General features: G+C 67.9%; 22 protein-coding genes and 1 tRNA gene. 15 read left to right on the top strand and 8 right to left on the bottom strand.

Going from position 1 to position 19,894, the window contains the following annotated elements:
- Positions 1-165: 165 nt before the first annotated feature.
- Positions 166-237: transfer RNA gene (locus tag ACFQEV_RS13420), tRNA-Ala, on the bottom strand.
- Positions 238-477: 240 nt separating this feature from the next.
- Between ACFQEV_RS13420 and ACFQEV_RS13425 the strand changes: the two genes are divergently transcribed.
- The 4 genes from ACFQEV_RS13425 to ACFQEV_RS13440 are packed head-to-tail and all read left to right on the top strand — an operon-like array spanning position 478 to position 3,133.
- Positions 478-945, top strand: coding sequence for a 30S ribosomal protein S15 (locus ACFQEV_RS13425; RefSeq protein ID WP_379696905.1), 468 nt, complete (start codon positions 478-480; stop codon positions 943-945).
- A gap of 24 nt (positions 946-969) precedes the next feature.
- Positions 970-2,214, top strand: a complete 1,245-nt coding sequence (locus tag ACFQEV_RS13430) for a hypothetical protein (RefSeq protein ID WP_379696907.1) — start codon at positions 970-972, stop codon at positions 2,212-2,214.
- Positions 2,211-2,492, top strand: coding sequence for a KEOPS complex subunit Pcc1 (locus ACFQEV_RS13435; RefSeq protein ID WP_379696909.1), 282 nt, complete (start codon positions 2,211-2,213; stop codon positions 2,490-2,492). The genes ACFQEV_RS13430 and ACFQEV_RS13435 overlap by 4 nt, the downstream gene beginning before the upstream one ends.
- Positions 2,489-3,133, top strand: a complete 645-nt coding sequence (locus ACFQEV_RS13440) for a 30S ribosomal protein S3ae (RefSeq protein ID WP_379696911.1) — start codon at positions 2,489-2,491, stop codon at positions 3,131-3,133. Before ACFQEV_RS13435 ends, ACFQEV_RS13440 begins: the two co-directional genes overlap by 4 nt.
- A 135-nt stretch (positions 3,134-3,268) precedes the next feature.
- Here ACFQEV_RS13440 and ACFQEV_RS13445 read toward each other — a convergent pair whose 3' ends face one another.
- The gene (locus ACFQEV_RS13445) at positions 3,269-3,709 is read right to left on the bottom strand and encodes a cupredoxin domain-containing protein (protein WP_379696913.1); all 441 of its coding nucleotides are present in this window, start codon (positions 3,707-3,709) and stop codon (positions 3,269-3,271) included.
- 134 nt (positions 3,710-3,843) lie between these two features.
- On the opposite strand from ACFQEV_RS13445, the gene ACFQEV_RS13450 reads away from it, so the two are divergent.
- Positions 3,844-4,521, top strand: coding sequence for a protein sorting system archaetidylserine synthase (locus tag ACFQEV_RS13450; RefSeq protein WP_379696915.1), 678 nt, complete (start codon positions 3,844-3,846; stop codon positions 4,519-4,521).
- A gap of 1 nt (position 4,522) precedes the next feature.
- Here the strand turns inward: ACFQEV_RS13450 and ACFQEV_RS13455 are convergent, their stop codons facing one another.
- On the bottom strand, positions 4,523-4,798 hold the full coding sequence (locus ACFQEV_RS13455) for a DUF7111 family protein (protein WP_379696917.1): 276 nt from the start codon (positions 4,796-4,798) through the stop codon (positions 4,523-4,525).
- Positions 4,799-4,985: 187 nt separating this feature from the next.
- Here ACFQEV_RS13455 and ACFQEV_RS13460 point away from each other — a divergent pair, with 187 nt between their 5' ends.
- Positions 4,986-5,282 (top strand): DNA-binding protein, encoded by a 297-nt coding sequence (locus ACFQEV_RS13460; protein ID WP_379696919.1) that lies wholly within the window; start codon positions 4,986-4,988, stop codon positions 5,280-5,282.
- On the opposite strand, the gene ACFQEV_RS13465 is transcribed toward ACFQEV_RS13460, so the two are convergent.
- The gene (locus ACFQEV_RS13465; RefSeq protein WP_379696922.1) at positions 5,283-6,431 is read right to left on the bottom strand and encodes an acyl-CoA dehydrogenase family protein; all 1,149 of its coding nucleotides are present in this window, start codon (positions 6,429-6,431) and stop codon (positions 5,283-5,285) included.
- Between the two features lie 106 nt (positions 6,432-6,537).
- Between ACFQEV_RS13465 and ACFQEV_RS13470 the strand changes: the two genes are divergently transcribed.
- The 3 genes from ACFQEV_RS13470 to ACFQEV_RS13480 all read left to right on the top strand — a co-directional run bounded on the left by ACFQEV_RS13470 (position 6,538) and on the right by ACFQEV_RS13480 (position 9,304).
- Positions 6,538-7,617 carry a phytoene/squalene synthase family protein gene (locus tag ACFQEV_RS13470; RefSeq protein ID WP_379696924.1) on the top strand — a complete coding sequence of 360 codons (1,080 nt, stop codon included), beginning with the start codon at positions 6,538-6,540 and terminating at the stop codon, positions 7,615-7,617.
- A gap of 174 nt (positions 7,618-7,791) precedes the next feature.
- A complete protein-coding gene (locus ACFQEV_RS13475; RefSeq protein ID WP_379696927.1) occupies positions 7,792-8,646 on the top strand; it encodes a cytochrome c oxidase subunit 3 in 855 nt (284 codons plus the stop codon).
- Between the two features lie 64 nt (positions 8,647-8,710).
- Positions 8,711-9,304 (top strand): DUF998 domain-containing protein, encoded by a 594-nt coding sequence (locus ACFQEV_RS13480; RefSeq protein ID WP_379696930.1) that lies wholly within the window; start codon positions 8,711-8,713, stop codon positions 9,302-9,304.
- Here the strand turns inward: ACFQEV_RS13480 and ACFQEV_RS13485 are convergent.
- Positions 9,295-10,947, bottom strand: coding sequence for a potassium channel family protein (locus ACFQEV_RS13485; RefSeq protein ID WP_379696932.1), 1,653 nt, complete (start codon positions 10,945-10,947; stop codon positions 9,295-9,297). The two genes, ACFQEV_RS13480 and ACFQEV_RS13485, sit on opposite strands and share 10 nt — an antisense overlap.
- Positions 10,948-10,998: 51 nt before the next feature.
- Between ACFQEV_RS13485 and ACFQEV_RS13490 the strand changes: the two genes are divergently transcribed.
- Positions 10,999-11,340 carry a hypothetical protein gene (locus tag ACFQEV_RS13490; RefSeq protein WP_379696934.1) on the top strand — a complete coding sequence of 114 codons (342 nt, stop codon included), beginning with the start codon at positions 10,999-11,001 and terminating at the stop codon, positions 11,338-11,340.
- Positions 11,341-11,345: 5 nt separating this feature from the next.
- On the opposite strand, the gene ACFQEV_RS13495 is transcribed toward ACFQEV_RS13490, so the two are convergent.
- Positions 11,346-12,239 (bottom strand): hypothetical protein, encoded by an 894-nt coding sequence (locus ACFQEV_RS13495; protein WP_379696936.1) that lies wholly within the window; start codon positions 12,237-12,239, stop codon positions 11,346-11,348.
- A gap of 373 nt (positions 12,240-12,612) precedes the next feature.
- Here ACFQEV_RS13495 and ACFQEV_RS13500 point away from each other — a divergent pair, with 373 nt between their 5' ends.
- The gene (locus tag ACFQEV_RS13500; RefSeq protein ID WP_379696938.1) at positions 12,613-14,796 is read left to right on the top strand and encodes a DUF7527 domain-containing protein; all 2,184 of its coding nucleotides are present in this window, start codon (positions 12,613-12,615) and stop codon (positions 14,794-14,796) included.
- 242 nt (positions 14,797-15,038) lie between these two features.
- On the opposite strand, the gene ACFQEV_RS13505 is transcribed toward ACFQEV_RS13500, so the two are convergent.
- Positions 15,039-15,344: a hypothetical protein gene (locus tag ACFQEV_RS13505; RefSeq protein ID WP_092536257.1), complete on the bottom strand. Its 306-nt coding sequence runs from the start codon at positions 15,342-15,344 to the stop codon at positions 15,039-15,041.
- A gap of 241 nt (positions 15,345-15,585) precedes the next feature.
- Between ACFQEV_RS13505 and ACFQEV_RS13510 the strand changes: the two genes are divergently transcribed.
- A complete protein-coding gene (locus tag ACFQEV_RS13510) occupies positions 15,586-16,917 on the top strand; it encodes an adenylosuccinate synthase (RefSeq protein ID WP_379696940.1) in 1,332 nt (443 codons plus the stop codon).
- Between the two features lie 18 nt (positions 16,918-16,935).
- On the opposite strand, the gene ACFQEV_RS13515 is transcribed toward ACFQEV_RS13510, so the two are convergent.
- A complete protein-coding gene (locus ACFQEV_RS13515) occupies positions 16,936-18,129 on the bottom strand; it encodes a hypothetical protein (protein WP_379696942.1) in 1,194 nt (397 codons plus the stop codon).
- Between the two features lie 148 nt (positions 18,130-18,277).
- Here ACFQEV_RS13515 and ACFQEV_RS13520 point away from each other — a divergent pair, with 148 nt between their 5' ends.
- From ACFQEV_RS13520 to ACFQEV_RS13530, 3 genes are all read left to right on the top strand, one after another.
- Complete coding sequence (locus ACFQEV_RS13520) at positions 18,278-18,463, top strand: methytransferase partner Trm112 (RefSeq protein WP_092536263.1); 186 nt, start codon at positions 18,278-18,280, stop codon at positions 18,461-18,463.
- Between the two features lie 43 nt (positions 18,464-18,506).
- Complete coding sequence (locus ACFQEV_RS13525) at positions 18,507-19,085, top strand: DUF7524 family protein (protein ID WP_379696945.1); 579 nt, start codon at positions 18,507-18,509, stop codon at positions 19,083-19,085.
- Between the two features lie 94 nt (positions 19,086-19,179).
- Positions 19,180-19,875 (top strand): helix-turn-helix domain-containing protein, encoded by a 696-nt coding sequence (locus tag ACFQEV_RS13530; protein WP_379696947.1) that lies wholly within the window; start codon positions 19,180-19,182, stop codon positions 19,873-19,875.
- Positions 19,876-19,894 lie beyond the last annotated feature (19 nt).

Consider the following 19,894-nt stretch of genomic DNA (forward strand, 5'->3'; position numbering starts at 1 on the left):
CGACTGACGGAGCGAAGCGACGGAAGGAACTGAGTGGACTCGCCGGGATTTGAACTCACTCGCTCACTCCGTTCGCTCGCTGTTCAAATCCCGCCTCGAACAGGACACGACTGCACTCGACACACGCGACTCACTCCGTTCGTCGGTGATGTCGAGAGAAAGTAGTGGACTCGCCGGGATTTGAACCCGGGGCCTCTCCCATGCCAAGGGAGTGATCTACCCCTGATCTACGAGCCCTCGAACGCACTCTTTGCTTTTCCGGTGTCGGTATTAAGGGCTTCGACTTTCGGAGACGGCGGCGCGGGTCGCAACCCTTTTCCGCGGAGCGCGGATGGACTCACACGGGAACAGCACGGCCGCAAATCTGACTCGCCGCGCCTCGCGCGGCTTGGGATTGCGGAAGTGTGGCGCTCGACCGGTCGCGGTCAGCCGCCAGTCGCGTATTTCTGCGGTCTGTGCCGTTCCAACCGAACAACAATGGCACGAATGCATACCCGCCGCCGTGGCTCGTCCAGTTCGGACAAGCCGGTGGCAGACGAACCCCCGGAGTGGAGCGACGTCGATGCGGACGACGTCGAATCGCGCGTCGTCGAACTCGCGGAACAGGGCTACGACCCCAGTCAGATCGGTCTGAAGCTCCGCGACGAAGGCGTCAAAGGAACCCCCGTCCCCAGCGTCAAACTGGCGACCGGGAAGAAGGTCACCGAGATTCTCGAAGAGAACGACGCCGAGCCCGAGCTTCCGGAGGACCTCCGGAACCTGATGGAGCGCGCAATCGGTCTCCGCCGACACATGGAGGAGAACCCGCAGGACATGCAGAACAAGCGGGCCCTCCAGAACACCGAGTCGAAGATTCGCCGCCTCGTCAACTACTACCGAGGCGACGAGCTCGACGAGGACTTCACGTACAACTACGACGTCGCCGTCCGCCTCCTCGAAGAGTAACGACCCACCTCGATTCCGACTCCGATGTCCGCACAACCGAACCCGGCCGACGCCCCGGACGCCCCCGTCGAGAGCGTCGCCGCCGCGCTGAGAGACGCCCCGTTCGTCAGGGTCGTCTGCCGCGCCGACGGCGACGCACTCGCGGCGGGCGGCCTCGTTGCCCGGACGCTCCGCCGCGTCGGCGTGCCGTTCCACGTGCGCGCCGTCGCGTTCCCCGAGGAAGCGGTCGCGTCCTCGGCGGACGACTCCGAGGGCGAACCGACCGTCGGCGGGAGCGCCGACGACGTGCTCCTCTCGGTGGGGACGCGCATCCCCGGCGCGGACGCGACCATCGCGCCCGGCGACGGGACGGCCAGTCTCCGCGCACACGGCGTCGCCGAGGCGTTGACGCCCGAGGGAGAGTCGGGTCCCGACCCACTTCTCGCCCTCGCGGGCGTCGTCGCCGCCGGCGAACACCCCGGCGCGGCGGACGGCGGCCTCCTCACCGTCGCCGAACGGACCGGCGCGGTGGAGCGACGGCCCGGCATCGCCGCGCCTGTCGCCGACATCGCGGACGGACTCGCCCACAGCACGCTCGCGCACGCGAGTTTCTCGGGCGACAGGGAGGCGGCCACCGCGGCGCTCGCGGGGACCGACCTCCCGGCGGAGCTCGACGCGGACGGGCACCGAACCGTGGCGTCCGTCCTCGCCCTCGACGTCGCGGGCGACGACGACGCGACGCCCCGCGCGGCGGAGGCCGTCGAACGCGCCCTCCGCCCGTACGCGACGCCGAACGCGACGTTCGCGACGCTCGGCGGGTTCGCCGACGTCCTCGACGCGGTGGCCCGGGAACGCCCCGGCACCGGCGTCGCACTCGCGTTGGGGCACGACGCCCGTGTGCCGGCGCTCGACGCGTGGCGCGACCACGCCGTCGCCGTCCACGCGGGCGTCCGCGAGGCGCACACCGGCCGCTACGAGGGCGTCTTCGTTGTTCGCGCGAACGATGGGACGGCCGACAGCGTCGGTCGCCTCGCCACCGTCGCGCGACTCGTCCGCGACTTCCGGTCGCCGGAACCGCTCGTCCTCGTCGTCGGCGACGGCCTCGCGGCCGCCGCGGCGGTCAAACGCGGGGCGGCGGACGCGATGTCCGCCGTCACCGAGGAGTTCGGCGGCGGCGTCGACGCCGACGACGGGGCGTGGGACGGCGACGCGAAGCGAGCGGTCGCGAGATTCGACGCGGACGCGGAGGAAGCGGAGGTAATCGCGGCAGTCAGGGAGGCGTCGACGTGACGCGCGAGAATCGAACCGAACACGACAGCGAAACGCCCGGGGCCGTCGAGTCCCGGACGGCCCGCCTCCGGACGACGCACGACGCCGCCGACGCGGTGGCCGAGTCGCTCCGTCCGGACAACACCGACTCCATCCGGATGGTCGTCGAGGGGGACACCCTCACGACGACCGTCGAACGGGAGACGACGGGCGGGCTGCAGTCCACGGTGGACGACGCCGTGGTCAACCTGACGGTGGCAGACGCCGTCATCGACACAGCACGTAACTACCAATCATGAGCGAACGATCAGTCTCGAAGCAGAAGCGCGGGAAGCGATGGTACACCCTCATCGCTCCGGAGCAGTTCGACCGGCAGGAAATCGGCTCGACGATGGCCGACGAGCCGGAGAAGGTGTACGGACGCACCGTCGAGGTCACCCTCGGCGAACTCACCGGAGACCAGGGTGCGAACAACACGAAGCTCACCTTCAAGGTGAACGACGTGTCCAGCGACGCGGCGTACACGGAGTTCGTCCAGCACGAGCTCACGCGGGACTACCTCCGTAGTCTCGTCCGCCGCGGCGCGTCGAAGGTTGCGGCGAACATCACGATTCTGACGACGGACGACTACCGCGTCCAGGTGCAGCCCGTGGCGTTCACGACGAAGAAGGCCGACCGCTCCCAAGAGCAGGCCATCCGCCGGGTCATGATCGACCTCGTGGAGGAGGCCGCAGAGGAGCGCACCTTCGCGGAACTCGTCGATAGCATCGTCGAGGGCCGCCTCTCCTCGGCCATCTACGGCGAGGCCAAGACCATCTACCCGCTCCGCCGGGTCGAGGTCCAGAAGCTCTCCCTCGAAGCGCGTCCCGAAGAGGTCGCCGCCGAGGAGGAGGCCGCCGTGGACGTGGACGAAGAGGACATCGCCGTCGAAGAAGCCTAACTCGGCCGCCTTCGTCGGGCGATTCGACCGACTCGCACTTTTTGGCGCTCGGGCGGACGGAGCGAACGGAGAGCGGCGCGTCCGCTCCGGACCGGGAGGTGTCGAGAGGCCACCGGCGGCGGACGGCGGTACCGACTACTCCTCGACGACGACGGTGCCGACCATCCCCGACTGTTCGTGCGGGATGCAGACGTACTCGTAGGTTCCGGGCACCTCGAACGTGTGCGAGTACGAACTACCGCTCTCGATGATGCCGTTGACGCCGTTTCTGAACTCCTCGCGCGCCGTCTGTTCGTCCTCGTACCCGCCGCTGGCGAAGTACGCGGCCTCCTCGGGAATCGAGTCCTCGTAGGCGGTGACGGTGTGTCCCCGCGAACTCGTGTTCTGCCAGACCACCTCCTCGCCCGCGGACACCGTTATCTCCGCCGGGTTGAACGCCACGGCGGTCATCCCCACGTCGTACTCCTCGGACCCGGAGTCCGACCCCGACCCGGCGACGCCCGAACACCCGGCGAGTCCGCTCGTTCCGACGGCACCGACGCCGACGAGAAACCTCCGGCGCGACAGACCGTTCATGTTCGTCCCTCGGAACGCGGGGGGTAAAGGCGGCCCGGTTCGGGCGTCGAACGCCGGTTCGCGTTCGGCCGACGACGCGGCGTCACCCGCGCGAAGATATAAAAGCTAAAAACCGCAGTCGCCGACGCCGAAGTATGATGCCCCGGTTCGTCGGCAAGATGGGACTCGCCGACGCAGTGACCGTCTCGAACGCCGCCCTCGGATTCCTCGCGGCGGTGGCCGCGACGGTTGACGTTTCGCTCGCCGCGCGACTCATCCTGCTCGCGGCCATCGCCGACGCCTTAGACGGCGTCATCGCCCGCCGCCGCGGGGGAACAGCGGTCGGCGAGTACCTCGATTCGCTGGCCGACGTGGCCTCGTTCGGCGTCGCGCCGGCGTTCCTCGTCGCCGCCGTCGTGTTGGAGATGCGGTGGGCGGGCGACGTCGGACTCGCCGTCGGCCTCGCGGGGGCGGCGGGGTTCGTCGCCATGGCCGTCGTCAGACTCGGCCTCTACACCGCCTACGACAGCGACGTGGCCGAGACGAAGGGCGTCCAGACGACGCTCGCGGCGACGATTCTCGCCGCGGGCGTCCTCGCGGGGTTCGCGGAACCGGTCGTTCTCGTCCCCCTCGTGTACCTCCTCGCCGCCCTGATGGTGACGACGATAATCTACCCCGACCTGCACGCCCAAGACGCGATTATCATGGGCGTCGTGCAGGCGTTGGCGGTCCTCCTGACCGGCCAACCCGGCGAGGTGTTCGCGTTCGGACTGCTGTTCTTGGCGCTGGCGTACCTGTTCTTCGGGCCGGTGTTCTACTGGCGGCGGGACTGACCTACATCCCCATGTCCGCCGCCGGGTCGGGGACGGGCAGGTCCGACGGCGACACGCCGAGGAGTTCGGCGGCGTGGTCGAGTGCCATGTCGAACCCGTAGTAGCGTTCGAGTTCGTCGCCGTCGGGCGTCGGGCGGACCTTCAGCATGGCGTAGCCCTCGATGTTCTGCGCCACCGCCGCCGTCCCGCGTTCGCCGGTGAACTCCAAGACGCGTTCGGCGTCCGTCTCGTAGTAGCGGGCGGTGATACCGTTCGCCGTCGCCTCGCGTTCGCTCATGGGCGGGCGTAGGGTGGGCCGGTAATCGAAACTACCGGTTCTCGGCGAGTCCGCTCGCTTCCGTCCGTCACTTCGCACCGTCAGTCGTTCGTTTCCTCGCCGCTGTCCCACTCGCTCGGTTCACTCGCTCGCGGGACCGTCGGCCGGGAACGAAACTGACGTGTTCTCGGTGGCCGACCGTCCGCCCATGTGGTTCCAGAGCGGTCGCCGCCGCGACCTCTGCGCCGTCCTCTACGACGCGGGCGAACTCCGCGGACAGCAGTTGAAGCGACGGTTGGAGGCGCACTACGGGACGCGCATCGACCCCCAATCGTTCTACGGGACGCTCGACGCCCTCGTCTCCAAGGGCCACCTCGCGCGACGGACGGAGGACATCCACGAGGTGTACGATCTCACCGAACGCGGCGAGGACGGCGTCGAGTCGTACTACGAGTGGTTGACGGACCGGGTCGAGGCAGGCGAGGAGGCGCGTCCGGCGGAGTAGTTACCGTTCGCTCCGCACCCTGTCGCCGATGGTGTTGCGGAGCACCTCGCTCGTCCCCTCGTAGATTTCGTTCAGCTTCGCGTCGCGGTAGTAGCGTTCGACGGGGAAGTCCGTCGTGTAGCCGTACCCGCCGTGGATCTGAATCGCCTCGTCGGCCACCTCCCTGCTCGCCTCGCTGGCGTACAGTTTCGCCTGCGCGGCCTCCTTGACGTACGACTCGCCGCGCATCTTCAGGTCCGCGGCCCTGTGCATCAGCAGTTTCGCCGCCTGCACCTTCGTGTCCATGTCGGCGAGTTTGTGCTTCACCGCCTGTATCTCGCCGATGGGTTCGCCGAACTGCTCTCTGTCCTCGGCGTAGGCGACGGCGTCGTCGAGTGCGGCGCGGGCGATGCCGACGCCCCGCGCGGCGATGGTGATTCGGCCGCCGTTGAGCGTCTTCAACGCCTGCAGGAACCCCTCGCCCTCCTCGCCGAGTCGGCGGTCCGCGGGGATGCGCATCCCGTCGAACCGCAGTTCGGCGGTCGGACACCCCTTGTCGCCGAGTTTGTGTTCCGTCCCCTCGACGACGAACCCCTCGTCCTCCTCGGGGCGGACGACGAACGAGGAGATGCCCTTCCGCCCGGCGTCGGGGTCGGTCTTCGCGAAGACGACGACCGTATCGGCCTCCGACCCGTTCGAGGTCCAGAGTTTCCCGCCGTCAAGCACGTACTCGTCTCCCTCCTGCGTCGCCGTCGTCCCCATCGCCGGAACGTCGCTCCCCGCCTGCGGTTCCGAGAGGGCGAACGCGCCCAACTCCTCGCCCGCGTTCAACGGCGTCAGAAACCGCTCCCGTTGGTCGTCGTCGCCGAACTCGTACAGCATGTTCCCGGCGAGGGAGGTGTGGGCGGCGACGATGGTGCCGAGTCCGCCGCTTCCGCGGCTTATCTCTTCGAGGCCGATGGCGTAGGAGTGGTAGTCGAGTCCCGCGCCGCCGTACTCCTCGGGGAACGGCATCCCCATCAGGTCGAGGTCGGCCATCTCCGAAATCAGGTCGGCGGGGTACTCGTCCGTCTCGTCTATCTCGGCGGCCCGCGGCCGAACCTCCCTGTCTACGAACTCCGAGACCACGTCTCGTATCTGTCGCTGTTCGGGGGAGAGCGCGAAGTCCATGCGCGTATCTCTCATGGTCGATACTTCAGGTTTCGCCTCGCTCTCGCTCGCTCCGACCGCGCCCACGAACTTTTTATGTCTCACGTCATAGATTGACCTACTTCGAATGTCTCAGCAGGATGACCGCCCCCACGTCGATCGGGCCGACCTCGAGTGGTGCCACGAGTCGGTCCAAGGGGTCTCTCGCACCTTCGCGCTGACGGTGGACGTTCTCGACGAGCCGATGGCTTCGCACATCTGTATCGGGTACCTCCTCTGCCGCGTCGCGGACACCGTAGAGGACGCATCGGACATACCACCGGACGCGCAGGCGGATATCCTGCGGGCGTACGACGCGGCGTTGGACCCCGACGACGGGACGGAGATCGAGGCGTTCACGGACGCCGTCGAACCGTACCTCCCGCCCGACGGGGAGATGAACGAGGACTGGCGCGTCGTCGAAGAGGCCCCCCGCGTCGTCCGCACGTTCGAGGCGCTTCCGGACGACGTCCGCGAGGCGGTTCGGCCGCCGGTCCGGGAACTCGTTCAGGGGATGGCGATGTTCGTCGAACGCTACGCCGACGAGGGCGGTCTGCGAATCCAGTCGCCCGAGGAGTTAGAGGAGTACTGCTACTACGCCGCCGGCACCGTCGGCAACCTCATCACCAACCTCGTCACGCGCGACGACCTGACCGCCGAGCGCCGGTCGCGCCTGTACGACACCGCCGAGGAGTTCGGCCTCCTCCTCCAACTGGTGAACATCTCCAAGGACGTGCACGACGATTACACCGCCGAGAACAACGTCTACCTCCCCGAGGAGTGGTTGGCCGAGGAGGGCGTCTCCCAAGAGGAGATACTCGCCGAAGAGAACGAGAGCGCCGTCTCGTCGGTCGTCCGCCGGACCGCCGAACACGCCGCGTCGTTCCTCGACGACGCCGAGACGTACCTGGAGACGGTTCCGCTCCGGAACGGGAACACGCTGGCCGCGTGGGCGATCCCATTCTTACTCTCGGTCGGGACGCTCCGCGAACTGCTCTCGAACCCGGAGGACGCCATCTCCGCGAAGGGCGTGAAGGTGTCCCGAAAGGAGGTGTTCGCCGTCGTCGCCGCGATGACCGGCGGCCCCGTCGAACGCGACGCCCTCGCCGACCTGCGGACGGAGATCTTCGCCCGCCCGTACCACCAGGCGGCGTCCACCGCCGACTGACGCCGGTCGAAGACGGTCGACGCCGACCGACAACCGACGAACGGCCGACGGACGGCGCGGCCGCCTCGCATCCGAGGCGGCGACGCTCCGCGTTCGGAACGAGGCGTCCACTCGCCGCCTCGTTGCGGGGGAAACTTGGGAGGATTTTTAGTAGTCGAAAAGCAACCTCCGTCCATGGGTACCGAAGAAACACACGACGACCACGGCCACCACTTACCGGCCGTCGAGGACTGGCCTCGCGGCTTCGGAGAGGCCAGTTGGTGGCCCTTCGTCACCGCGGTGGGCGGCGCAGGCATCTACGTGGCCGCCGCACTCTACATCCTCGGGCGCGGCGAGAACGCGATCGTCGGCCCCATAGTGGGTCCGGCGGTGTTCGTCGGCAGCGTCGCGCTGTTCCTCGTGGGGATATACGGGTGGCTCTACCACGCGTTCGTGAGCCACTTCTGGTCGCGGAGTGCGAGCGAGAAAGGCGAGAGTAAACTGAGGTGGGGCATGCTTGCCTTCCTCGGGTCCGAACTCGGCACGTTCGGCGCGCTGTTCGGATACTACTTCTACATCCGTGCAGGCACGTGGCCGCCGCAGGAGCTACCGCACCTCCTCGGGTCGCTTGTGCTCATCAACACGGCGCTCCTTATCGCCTCGTCGATTACGCTCCACTGGGCGCACGTCGGCATCCGCAAGAACAACCGCACGCAGTTCGTGGGCGGACTCGCCGTCACCCTGCTCTTGGGTATCATCTTCATCGGCGGGCAGGTGTACGAGTACTACGAGTTCATCGTCCACTCGAACTTCACCCTCGAAACCGGCATCTTCGGGTCGGCGTTCTACGGGCTGACGGGGCTCCACGGACTCCACGTGAGTCTCGGAGCGGTCCTCCTCGGCATCGTCTTCGTCCGCGCCCTGATGGGACAGTACTCCGCGGAACGGCACGTCTCCGTCAGCACGGCGTCGATGTACTGGCACTTCGTGGACGTCGTCTGGATCTTCCTCGTCGTCGTCCTGTACGCCGGCGCGGAAATCGGCGTCTGACGCGCCGACGCTCGCCGACCCCGCCCCCGGCGGGGTTCCGAACCGTTCTCCTCGAACCGTCCCCGTGATACGACTCTCTCCCCGTTCTCGCCGCGTCGCCCGCGCGCTCGGAGCGCTCGGTTCGCTCGTCGCCCTCGTGGGCGTGACGCTCGCGACGGTCGTCTCGCCGACGTTCTCGTGGGCCGGGAGCGCGCTCTCGGACTTGGGCGTTCGGCCGCCGACGGCGCTCCTGTTCAACGCCAGCCTCGCCCTCGGCGGTGCAGTCGCACTCGGATACGCCCTCGTCCTCCGGCGACACTCCGGCGTCGTCGCCGCCTGCTACGCCGTCGCCGTCGCGTCGATGGGACTCGTCGGCGTCTTCCCCGCCGGCGCGGCGCTTCACTTCCCCGTCGCCGTCTCCTTCTTCCTCTCGCTGACGGCGGCGATGGCCGCGGACGGGCTTCTCCGACTGGACACCGCGTCGGGGAGACTCGCGCTGACGCTCTCGGCGGCGCACGTCGCCTCGTGGGGGCTCTGGCTCCGCGGCGTGCGACTCGGCCCGGGGCTGGCCGTCCCCGAGTTCGCGGGCGCAGTCGCGTTCGCGGCGTGGGTGGTCGGCCTCTCGCCGCCCGCACCGCTTCGCTCGCTCTGGAACTCGGACACCTCGCCTCAGGTGTAACGCTCGTAGAACGAGTTGATGTCCGAGTCGGTGCCGGCCACGACCAGCGTGTCCTCCGACCGGACGATGAGGTCCGGTCCCACCTCGGTGATGAGTTCGCCGTCCCGTTCGACGGCGACGACCGTGCAGTTCGTCCGGGCGCGCACGTCCGCCTCGGCGAGCGATTTCCCGGCGATTTCCGGCGCTCTCGTCCGGACGAGCTCCACCTGCGACTCGGGCGCGATGACCGTCTCCTCGGTGAGGTTCGACGCGAGGATGCGACCGCTCACCGTCGAGAGGGCGAGGACGTACTCCGCGCCCGCGCGGTAGAGCTTCGCCACGTTCTCGGTCTCGTTCGCGCGGGCGATGACCTCCGTCTCCGGCGAGAGGTGCTTTATGACGAGCGTCGCGAAGATGGCCTTCGTGTCGGTGTCGAGTGAGAGGACGACGCTCTGGGCCTCCTCGATGTTCGCCGCCCGGAGGCTCTGTTTGTCCCGCACGTCGCCGACGACGTCCACGCCGGGCAGTTCCTCCACGTCGAGGACGACGCTCGGCACGCCCGCGCCGCCGAGAGCGTCGGCCACCGTCGTCCCCACCTCGCCGTACCCGGCGACGATGACCTTCCCGTTTCGGTGTCTGCGCGTCTGCGACCGGGTGAGTCGTTTCACCTGCTCCAGTTGGGACTCGCGGCCGGTCACGAGGAGGATGGTGTGCTCGTCGATGACGTCCGTCGGCGCGGGCGGACTGACGAACTCGCCTCTGAACCACGCGCCGATGATGTTCACGCCGGTGCGCCGGCCGATGGCGCTCTCGGCGATGGTCTCGCCTTCGAGTTCGCTCCCCCGCTTGACCAACACCTCGGCTATCTCGAAGTCGTCGCCGATTTCGATGGCGTCGCTCATCGAGGCGGAGATGGGCGTCGCCGCCTTCCGAGCAAGGCTCTCGCCGACGAGGCGGCGCGGCGAGACGACGCTGTCCGCGCCGGCGTACTCGTGGTAGTCGGCGGCGGCGCTCTCTTCGATGATGCTGACCACGCGGAGGTCGGGCGCGGCCTGCTTCGCCGAGAGGATGATGCTCGCGTTCGTCTCGTCGTCGTCGTCGGCGACGAGTGCGACGGCCTCCTCGGCGTTGGCGTCCTCCAACGCCTCGACCGTCTCGGGGTCGCCGTGAATCACGTCGTACCCCTCGGAGTGCAACTCCTCGGCCCGTTCGCGGTCCTCCTCGACGACGACGTACGGGACGTCCATCGAGTCGAGTTCGTCCACGAGAACGTCGCCGCGGGGGGTGAACGTGCAGACGACGACGTGCTCCGAGTGGTCCACGGAGGACGGCGGCGACGTTCGAAGCGCCTCCTCGACGAGGGGGACCAAAAAGAGCGGGAGGGTGAGGAAGATGACCGCCACGCCGGTCATCTGCATGAGGATCATCAGACCCAGCATCGGCGTCGTGGACCACAGTCCCGCTTGCTCGCCGTATCCGGTGGTGGAGAACGTCTCGACGACGACCTGAAGCGCCTGCACGTAGGAGACGGAGGCTCCCTCGAAGGTACCGAGCGCCCACTGGTACACCGCCGCGTAGGCCAGCATCAACACCGCGGACCCGATAGCGAACAGCACGAACCGGCGGCGGGCGTCGGGAACCCTCGACTCCAACCCGTTTGGCATACTCCGCCGTGAACCCTCCGCGGCTAAAAGTCCCCCGAGAGTAGGCTACCCATGGGCCGTCGCCGCGACGCACTCCTGGCCGTCCTCGTCTCGATTCCCCTCGTCGGCGCGGGCGTCCTCCTCGACGCCCCCGCGGACCCTCTCGCCGCGACCCTCGGCGCGGCGGGAGCGCTCGTACTCGAGGGCCTCCTGTCGTTCGACGCCCCGCGCGTCCGCCGCGCGTGGGACCGGCCGGCCGTCCAGATCGGTGCCGTCCTCGCGGCGTTCGTCGCCGCCGCCGTCGGCGTCGCCCGGGTCGGCCCGGTCGCCGTGACGGTCGTAGTCGCCGGCCTCGCGACGTACCTGCTCGTCCTCGGGGGCGTCTCGCTCCGAGACGCGCTTCGAGACGCGTGACCTCCTCAGGCGACGCGGAAGAGCACGTCCACGTTCTGTGCGAGGTAGGTCAGTTCCTCCTCCGCGATCGCCCTATGCTTCCCGCCGACCCACCGCCGCACCGCGTCGTCGTTCACGTCGTCGCCCACCGCCCGTTCGACGCGGCGGAGGAGGTAGTGGAGGAAGTACGCCTGTTCGCCCTCGTACGGCGGGGAGACGACCCGGTCGGACCCGCCGGCGGAGAGCAGTTCCGCGTCCGCCTCGACGACGGCGTCGAGGAGGGCCCCGCCGAACTGAGCCGACCCGCCGTCGAGGCTCATCGACGCGTGGTACGCGTCGAGTATCGCCCGCGTCGCGTCGTCGTCGCCGGACGGCCGGAAGGCGGTCTGGCCGTCGAACGTCATCGGGAAGTAGCAGACGCCGCCGGACTCGACGCCGTCGAGAAGCGCCGAGAGGCCGTCCGGGAGGTCGATGGTGCCGGCGAAGGCGTGGCCGACCAGAACGTCGTACGTCCGCGCGTCGAGGTGGCGGAAGGCGTCGTCGGCGACGAACCGCACCGTCGTCGAAGACGCCGGCAGGTAGAGTCGGTCCTCGGACTCCCACGTCGCCTCTCGGTCGCTCTCTCCGACCCACCGGCGCACCGTCTCGCAGCCGATGCGGACGGTTTCGGGGTCGGCGTCGAGGACGACGTACGTCACGTTCTCCGGGAGGACGCCCCACTGGAGGAGGCGGCGGCACATCGACCCGATGCCGCCGCCGGCGTCGACGATTCGGAGCGGGTTCGCCGACTGCTCGGCGAGTCGGTCAAGTTCGGCGCGGAACCGGTCGAGCGTCGGCCGGTGAAGCGCGGCGTCGTCGATGGACTCCTGCGCGCGGAGATACCGCGTGTACGAGTACGTCTGGGGTAGCGTGGGAGGCACGGACGAAAATAATTTGGGCTTGACAAAAATCCTCGTGTCTCGGGTCGCGTCGTCGCTCCGACACGTCCTCCCCAGATGCAACCCGAGGACGCCGTACCCCTCGCCGCGCACTCCGGCGCGCGGCGGTCTGTCGCGCGCGGTTCGGCGGTCGTTCGCGGCGGGGGAACACCTCTCAGATCTTCGTCACGTATTCCTCCGAAATGCGTCCGACGGCGGAGGAGTCGTGCGGTTTTCCGGACGAGCGACCAGCTGCGGCTGTGCGCCCCCGACGCATCACCATCGCCCGATATGACGCTCGTCCGACGTGAATCGCGGGTTCGGAGGCGAAATCCTCCGGAAAGTATTTGATTCACATTCTGTGATATACCGACAAATGGATAGCCAAATCATCGACTCGGTGACCGAGTGGGACGCGGTCTCCGTAGACGGCGGGTACGAGGGACTTCACCGCCTCGCCGACGGCGATTTCACCGGGGCCGTTTCGACGGGGATGACGTGGGCGTTCGTGCTGAACGGACGCGTCATCGGCGTCTTCGACGGGAGTATCGAGGACTTCGAGGACGCCGACCTGACGGCGTACCGCGCGCCGGACACGTCGCTTCCGCTCCTCTTCCCCATGATGGAGACAGGCGGCGAGACGCGAGCGAAGTACTACACGAACGAGACGCCCCTCAAGGACGCCGACTCGACGCTCTCGGCGGGCGGGTTCACGGGGTACATCGAACTGAGCGAGAACGTCCTCTCGGGGGACTACTACGTCGTCTACCACGGCGGCAAGTCGATGAGCGCGGCGTTCGTCGGCAGCAGTCGCCGCCTCGTCACCGGCGACGAGGCGTTCGAGAAGGCGAACGACGAGGTGGGCATCTACGAGGTGAAGGAGGCCGACGTCGATATCGTCGAACTCCCGGAGATCGAGGCGGACGTCTCCGCCGACGACGAACCGGAGAGCGACGACGCCGCGACGCCCGCGCCCGACGTGTCCGACGTCGCGGACGAGGAGTCGCCCGACGAACCGACGCCCGGCGACGTTACCGACGCCGACGCGGCGGCGGACGACTCGCCCGCGGAGGCCGACCCGACGCCGGCGGAGTCGCCGACGGCCGCCGACCCCGCGTCGCCGACGGAGACTGTGGACGCGGCGGATGCGGCGGACACGGCGGCCGATGCGGACGCGGGAACGACCGCCGACGCGGACGCTCGGACGCCCCCGAGTTCGGGGAGCGAGTCCGGCGGAGCCCCCGGTTCGGCCGACGAGAGCGGCGACCGACGGCGGCGCGCCGCCGAACGGACGCAACGACGGCGTTCGTCGTCCGACGAGAGCGCCGACGGTTCGTCGGGGTCGGACAGAGACCCCTTCTCCGCGGAGGAGAAGTGGCGCGAAGCGCGCTCTATCCCCTCGCTCGACCCCTCCGAGTCGAGCACGCAGAACGGGTCCGAGGCGGCGACGAAGTCGCGCGCGCGGTCGAAGGGCGGCGGCCAACAGGCGGCGCAGAAGCGCCGGCGTCAGAACAAGCAGTCGGTGTCGCGCTCCCGCAGTTCGTCGTCTTCGGCGCCCGCGTCGAAGCGCGAGGGGCCGTCCGAGAGCGTCTCAAAGTCGTCGTCGGCTGAGAGCGGGGGCGAGTCGTCGGACTCCTCGTCCGCCGAAGCGCTGACGCAGAAACTCGAAGCGGCGCAGGCGCGGCGCGAGGTGCTCGAAGCAGAGCGGGACAGCCTGAAGGAGGAACGCGACGAACAGCGACGCCGGGCCGAAGAACTGGAGGCGCGGGTCGAAGAGCTCGAAGCCGAAGTCGAGCGTCTGACGGAGCGACTCGAAGCCCAATCCGGCGGCTTCGTCGCCGAGGAGTCGATGTCGCCGAAGCAGGCGCTCTCGGGGACGAACCTGTTCGTCCGCTACAACCGGAAGGGCGAGGCGACGCTGGAACGCGCCCACCGGGGCGAGGTGACGCGCGAGGAGGTCAACGACAACCTCCGCCTCGAACACCACACGACGTTCGACACCGAGGGACTCGGCGTCGAGGGCGAACCGTACGCGGAGTTCCTCCACGAGAGCACCGAGTACGGCTTCGCGAAGTGGGTCGTCACCGACCTCCTGTACGAAATCGGCGAGACGGGCAACCGAAACCCGCTGCGCGAACTGTTCGACGCCATCCCGAGGATAGACCGCGTCGAACTCCGCGGCACCGTCGGCGTCGAAACCGAGGAGGGCGTCGAGGAACGGGACTTCGACGTCATCTTCCGCGACCAGATGGGCGACCCCCTGTTCGTCGCAGACATGAACACGTCGCGGAACGCGACGACGCAGGCGATGGTCGGCTCTCTCGTCAAGAACGCCCGCACCGTCGCCGAGGGCGACGACGCCTTCTCGACGGCGTTCTACGTCACCGAGTCGTTCTTCGACCCCGAAGCGCTCGAAGCCGTCTCCGAGGAGACGGGCGGCGGGTTCCTCTCGCGGTCGAAGCGCAAGTCGTTCGTGAAGCTCTCGCGCAAGCAGGGCTTTCACCTCTGTCTCGTCGAGGCGCGGAACAACGAGTTCCACGTGAACGTCCCCGACCTCTGAGTCGGCGAGACGGCCCTTTTTCGCGGTCTGTCGGGTCGCGTAGCGCGGCCGCTACTCTCGGTGAAGTGTTGTCGCGTAGAGCCACGGAGCGGTCGCTCTCGTCCGCGGCTTCGGTCGTCGGCGGTTAGTCCTACGCGGCGTGCGAGGTGCCGGCGTCGCCGAAAAGAGAGAGGAGCGGCGACGGCGGCGCAGTCGCTGTACGGAGGCGTCGCACGGCGCACTCCGTTCGGCAGAAGTTCGCGTTAGCCCTCTATCTCGGCCGCTTCCTCGATTTTCATCGAGTCCAGCTTGTCGACTATCTCGTCGAGCTTCTCGTCGAGTTCGTCGACGAACTCGGCCGTACGCTCCGTCGTGATGGCGCCTTGGCTCGACGGTTCGATAAGGTTCTCCTCTTCGAGGACGCGGAGGGAGTAGCGAACCTTGTGGTGCGGGTAGCCCGTCTCGTTGGACATCTTCACGATACCGATCGGTTCGCTTTCGATGACCATCTTCAGAACCTGCAGGTGCCGCTCCAACATGTCCACTTCCTTCTCAAGTCGGTCTATCATGGCATTTGTTAACTTGTCTTTGCAGGTTTTAAAAGTTGCCCTCTCCAGTTACTCGATACGACCGCAGGCGATGACTCTCGTTTCGGGTGAGATGTAGATAACGGTTTGGGTACGTCTCTCGCGGGGATAATGCACAAGAGTGCGTAGCGTCGCCGTTCGGTTCCGATTGCGTTACGTGTTCGTGCATATCTCTCGGTGGAGGACCGTAATCGGTTTAATCGGGGGGGATGAACCGCCGACTATGACCGTCACAATCGTCGGCTCCCAACTCGGCGACGAGGGCAAGGGCGCGCTCGTCGACCTCTGGGGTGGAGACGCCGACGTCGTCGTCCGCTATCAGGGCGGGGACAACGCCGGCCACACCGTCGTCGAAGACGGAAACGAGTACAAACTGTCGCTCGTCCCGAGCGGTGCGGTTCGGGGGAAGGTCGGCGTCCTCGGCAACGGGTGCGTCATCAACCCGCGGACGCTCTTCTCGGAGATAGATTCGCTTCGCGACCGCGGACTCGACCCCGACGTCCGCCTCGCGCGCCGCGCGCACGTCATCATGCCGTACCACCGCCGCCTCGACGGTATCGAAGAGGAGGCGAAGGCCGACTCGGACATGACCGTCGGGACGACCGGTCGAGGCATCGGTCCGACGTACGAAGACAAGGTGGGACGCCGCGGCATCCGCGTCGGCGACCTCCTCGACCCCGACGTGCTCCGGCAGCGATTGGAGTACGTCGTCCCGCAGAAACGCGCTCTCATCGAGGACGTGTACGGCCTCGAAGCGGGCGAGGAGTGCGACGTCGAGGCCCTCTTCGAGGAGTTCGTCGAAGTCGGCGAACGCCTCGAAGACGAGAACATGACCGTCAACTGCGGCGACTTCCTCGCCGAACGCCGCGAGGCCGGCGAGCGGGTGATGTTCGAGGGCGCACAGGGGACGCTCATCGACATCGACCACGGAAGCTACCCGTACGTGACGTCCTCGAACCCGACCGCCGGCGGCGCGTCCACGGGCACCGGCGTCGGTCCGACCGTCGTCGGGCGGGGCGAAGTCGTCGGCATCGTCAAGGCGTACCTCTCGCGGGTCGGCGAAGGGCCCATGCCCACCGAACTGAAAGACGACGAACGCGAGGAGGAACTCGCCGACGACATCCGCGAGAAGGGCGGCGAGTTCGGCACCGTCACCGGCCGCCCGCGCCGCATCGGGTGGCTCGACATGCCGATGCTCCGCCACGCCGCGCGCGTCAGCGGGTTCACCGGCATCGCCGTCAACCACCTCGACGTCCTCGCGGGACTGGACGAGGTGAAGGTGGGCCACTCCTACGAGCTAGACGGCGAGGAACTGCTGACGATGCCCGCGACGACCGAACGGTGGGCGGAGTGCGAACCGACCCTCCGCGAGTTCGAACCGTGGCCGGAAGTCGACTGGACCGCCGTCGCGGAGGAGGGCTACGACGCCATCCCCGAGAACGCTCGGACGTACCTCAACTACCTCACCGAGGAGATGGGAGTGCCCGTCTACGCCGTCGGCGTCGGCCCGGACCGCGCCGAAACCGTCGAACTCGTCAACCCCTTCGAGCGGTAAGCCGGTCCGTTCGACCGCTCACTCCGCTTCGATTTTCACGAGAACCGCGTCGGTGAGACCGTAGTCTCCGAGCGATCCGACGTTCTTCGTTCCGAGGAGTGCCGCGCCGCCGTCGGCGGTGAGTGCGGCGTCTCTGAGGAGGTCGAACTCGACCGAAACCCGCCGACGCCGCCGTTCCTCGCCGCGTTCGTCCCGTTCGACGAGGACGACGCCGCCGTCTTCGCTCGTCGCGGTGACGGAACCGCCCTCGTCGTCGGCCATCACCCGCGTACGGTACCGGTCCGCGTCGGTCGCCTTCCACACGGTGTCCCCGGACGAATCCAGTTTCCGCGCCCACGCTCTCGACGTCCGCCGGGCGAAGAACACCGTCCCCCCGGAGACGAGGACGCCGCCGTCGGCCGCGGATTCGACCGCGTGCACGCTCTGGTTCCCGTCGTCGGTTCGGAACGATCTCGTCCACCCCACGTCCCCGTCGGCGTCGAGTTTCTTCGCCCACGCGTAGGCCGTCTCCGACGACGTCCGGGTCGTCCCGACCAGCACGTAGCCGCCGTCGGCCGTCTGCACCGCCGAGGCGACGTCGCTCCCCGAGTACTTGTAGCGTCTGTGCCACTCCGCGGTTCCCGAATCGTCCGTTTTGACCACCCACGCACCGTCCGGGTCGGTTCCCGTGCGTCCCCCGAGGAGGAACCCGCCGTCGTCCGTTCGGAGGAGCGCGCTCGGGTAGTCGTACCGTTCGCCGCCGTAGGTGTTCGACCGCCGTTCGTCGCCGTTCGAATCGACCGAGACGAGCCAGAAGTCGCTCTCTCCGGCGCCGAAACTGCTCGTCCACCCGAGGAGGGCGAAGCCGTCCCCGTCGGCGACGATGTCGATGCCCTCCTCGATACCGTCGCCCCCGAGAGCACGGTTCGCCCGTTCCTCCCCCGCGGGCGACGTCGCGACGAACCACGCGTCGCTCTGTTCGGCCGTCTCCTCCGTCTCGAACGTCGTCGTCTCGCCGTAGAAGGCGAACCCCGACGGCGTTTCGACGAGCGAACGGCCGATGTCGGAGTGGGCGTTCTCGTACGTCCGCGTCCACTCGACGGGCGTGGCCCCGAATCCGTTCGCGGGTGATTCGAACGCCGAGGATGCGGTGCCTCCGACGCACCCCGCGAGTGCGCCGGCGAACGACGTCCCCGCGAGTTGGAGGGCGGTTCGGCGCGGGAGACCGGTCATGTTTCCGACTCCGAACGCGAGTGTAAATGCTTTCTCCGTCGGTTCGTCGCGTCCGGCCGGGGGTCCGCCGCCGGGAGGGAGTTCCCCTGCCTCCCGCCGAATCGAAGAATCCGTACCCTTTTGTTTCACCCCGTCCATCCGTCGCACGATGAAGGAATCCCTGATGGACATCCTCTGTGACCCCCTCGACAAGAGCGACCTCGAACTGGAGGTCGACGAACGCGACGGCGACGAGATACTCGAAGGGCGTCTCGTCGGGACGGTCACCGGAGAGGTCTACCCCATCGAGGACGGCATCCCGAATCTGCTGCCGCCGGATATGCGAGACGACTAGTCGGACCTGAACGTTTTTCACTACACGCCGAGAGGGACACACCGTGTCGGAGTCGCTGAGAGTCGAACTGAACGGAGAGGGCATCCACACCATCACCGCGCCGGCCGCGTTCGAGGCCGACGGCCCGTTCGTGGTCGTCCTCGACAACGCGGGCGCGGCGGTCCACGTACACGTCCATCTCGACGATACGCTCTCCGCCGCGGCGCGACTCGAAAGCGGCAACCACTACGTCGAGGAGGGCGGGACGCAACGCGTCCGAGTCGGCGTCTCCGCGCCCGAGGAACCGATAACGGGGACGCTCCGGGTCGTCACCGGGTACGGCGCGGAGGAAGCGCACGTCCGCGTGACTATCGACCCCGAGGCGGCGGCGAACTCCGAAGTCGAGGTGGACGAGGAGTTCTCCCGACCGCCGCGGAGAGAACCGGAGCCCTCCACCCTCGACGAACTCCGGGAGGCGGTCTCCGTCCCCTCGCGGACCACCGTCCCGTTCCTCGGCCTCGTCGGCGTCTCCCTCCTCGTCGCTGCCGTCGTCGTCACCACCGTCGAGAGCACGGCACTCGTCCTCGGCGTCGGCGTCGTCCTCGGGGCGATGCTCGTCGCGACGGCGTTTCTCATCCGCTGACCGGTCGATTCGGCCGCCGTTAGATAGGTTAGTCTATGAGATTGTATCTATTTTATGAATAGCGTTCATACGTCGTCGGGCCGTTTCCAGCCCAGTGAGTTTCGTCGCGACGGTTACGATCAGTGACCCCCCGCTGTTTCAGGCGACGTTCGACGCGGTTCCGGACGCGCACAGCACGCTCGAAAACTACCACTACGTCGAAGACGAGCCCGGGGACCGGCGCTACGTGTTCTTCTGCTGGATGTCGGGCTGCGACCTCGACGAGCACGAACTCGCGTTGGCGAACGACCCGACGGTCGGCGAGTTCAAGACGCTGGCCGACGCGGGGGACCGCCGCCTCTACCGAATCGTCACCGAACCGGTGCCGGACGAGTGGATGATGCTGTTCCCGTTCTTCCGCGACAACGACATCACCGTGCTGAAATCGACGCGGACGGTGCACGGCATCCACATCGAGGCGCGCTTCCCGTCGTACGATGCGCTGCAGGCGCTGAAGTCGACGGTGTGCGAGGCCGGTTCCGACGTCGAGATAGACCGCATCCGCTCCGCGGTGTCGCCGTCGCTCGGCGAGAACCGACTCACGGAGAAGCAACGCGAGGCGGTTGCGCTGGCCGCCCGCCGGGGGTACTTCGAGACGCCCAGTCGGGTGTCGCTCGGCGAACTCGCGGAGGAACTGGGCGTCAGTCCGCAGGCCGTCTCGAAACGCGTCCGCGCCGGCGTCGAGAAACTCGTCGAGACGACGCTGTGTCGGTCCGAGTCGGCGGAGACCCTCTCGAACGTCCGGCGGTGACCGCCTCGGGGGAATCGAC

This window comes from Halopelagius fulvigenes, from assembly GCF_042662625.1.
Taxonomy (GTDB): Archaea; Halobacteriota; Halobacteria; order Halobacteriales; family Haloferacaceae; genus Halopelagius; species Halopelagius fulvigenes.

What these genes read in the sequence shown, in the direction of transcription:
- ACFQEV_RS13500 (WP_379696938.1), top strand. Translation starts at nt 12,613, where the DNA reads ATGGATAGCCAAATCATCGACTCGGTGACCGAGTGGGACGCGGTCTCC.
- ACFQEV_RS13440 (WP_379696911.1), top strand. Translation starts at nt 2,489, where the DNA reads ATGAGCGAACGATCAGTCTCGAAGCAGAAGCGCGGGAAGCGATGGTAC.
- ACFQEV_RS13430 (WP_379696907.1), top strand. Translation starts at nt 970, where the DNA reads ATGTCCGCACAACCGAACCCGGCCGACGCCCCGGACGCCCCCGTCGAG.
- ACFQEV_RS13425 (WP_379696905.1), top strand. Translation starts at nt 478, where the DNA reads ATGGCACGAATGCATACCCGCCGCCGTGGCTCGTCCAGTTCGGACAAG.
- ACFQEV_RS13520 (WP_092536263.1), top strand. Translation starts at nt 18,278, where the DNA reads ATGAAGGAATCCCTGATGGACATCCTCTGTGACCCCCTCGACAAGAGC.
- ACFQEV_RS13485 (WP_379696932.1), bottom strand. Translation starts at nt 10,947, where the DNA reads ATGCCAAACGGGTTGGAGTCGAGGGTTCCCGACGCCCGCCGCCGGTTC.
- ACFQEV_RS13510 (WP_379696940.1), top strand. Translation starts at nt 15,586, where the DNA reads ATGACCGTCACAATCGTCGGCTCCCAACTCGGCGACGAGGGCAAGGGC.
- ACFQEV_RS13490 (WP_379696934.1), top strand. Translation starts at nt 10,999, where the DNA reads ATGGGCCGTCGCCGCGACGCACTCCTGGCCGTCCTCGTCTCGATTCCC.
- ACFQEV_RS13475 (WP_379696927.1), top strand. Translation starts at nt 7,792, where the DNA reads ATGGGTACCGAAGAAACACACGACGACCACGGCCACCACTTACCGGCC.
- ACFQEV_RS13460 (WP_379696919.1), top strand. Translation starts at nt 4,986, where the DNA reads ATGTGGTTCCAGAGCGGTCGCCGCCGCGACCTCTGCGCCGTCCTCTAC.
- ACFQEV_RS13450 (WP_379696915.1), top strand. Translation starts at nt 3,844, where the DNA reads ATGATGCCCCGGTTCGTCGGCAAGATGGGACTCGCCGACGCAGTGACC.
- ACFQEV_RS13465 (WP_379696922.1), bottom strand. Translation starts at nt 6,431, where the DNA reads ATGGACTTCGCGCTCTCCCCCGAACAGCGACAGATACGAGACGTGGTC.
- ACFQEV_RS13505 (WP_092536257.1), bottom strand. Translation starts at nt 15,344, where the DNA reads ATGATAGACCGACTTGAGAAGGAAGTGGACATGTTGGAGCGGCACCTG.
- ACFQEV_RS13455 (WP_379696917.1), bottom strand. Translation starts at nt 4,798, where the DNA reads ATGAGCGAACGCGAGGCGACGGCGAACGGTATCACCGCCCGCTACTAC.
- ACFQEV_RS13470 (WP_379696924.1), top strand. Translation starts at nt 6,538, where the DNA reads ATGTCTCAGCAGGATGACCGCCCCCACGTCGATCGGGCCGACCTCGAG.
- ACFQEV_RS13445 (WP_379696913.1), bottom strand. Translation starts at nt 3,709, where the DNA reads ATGAACGGTCTGTCGCGCCGGAGGTTTCTCGTCGGCGTCGGTGCCGTC.
- ACFQEV_RS13515 (WP_379696942.1), bottom strand. Translation starts at nt 18,129, where the DNA reads ATGACCGGTCTCCCGCGCCGAACCGCCCTCCAACTCGCGGGGACGTCG.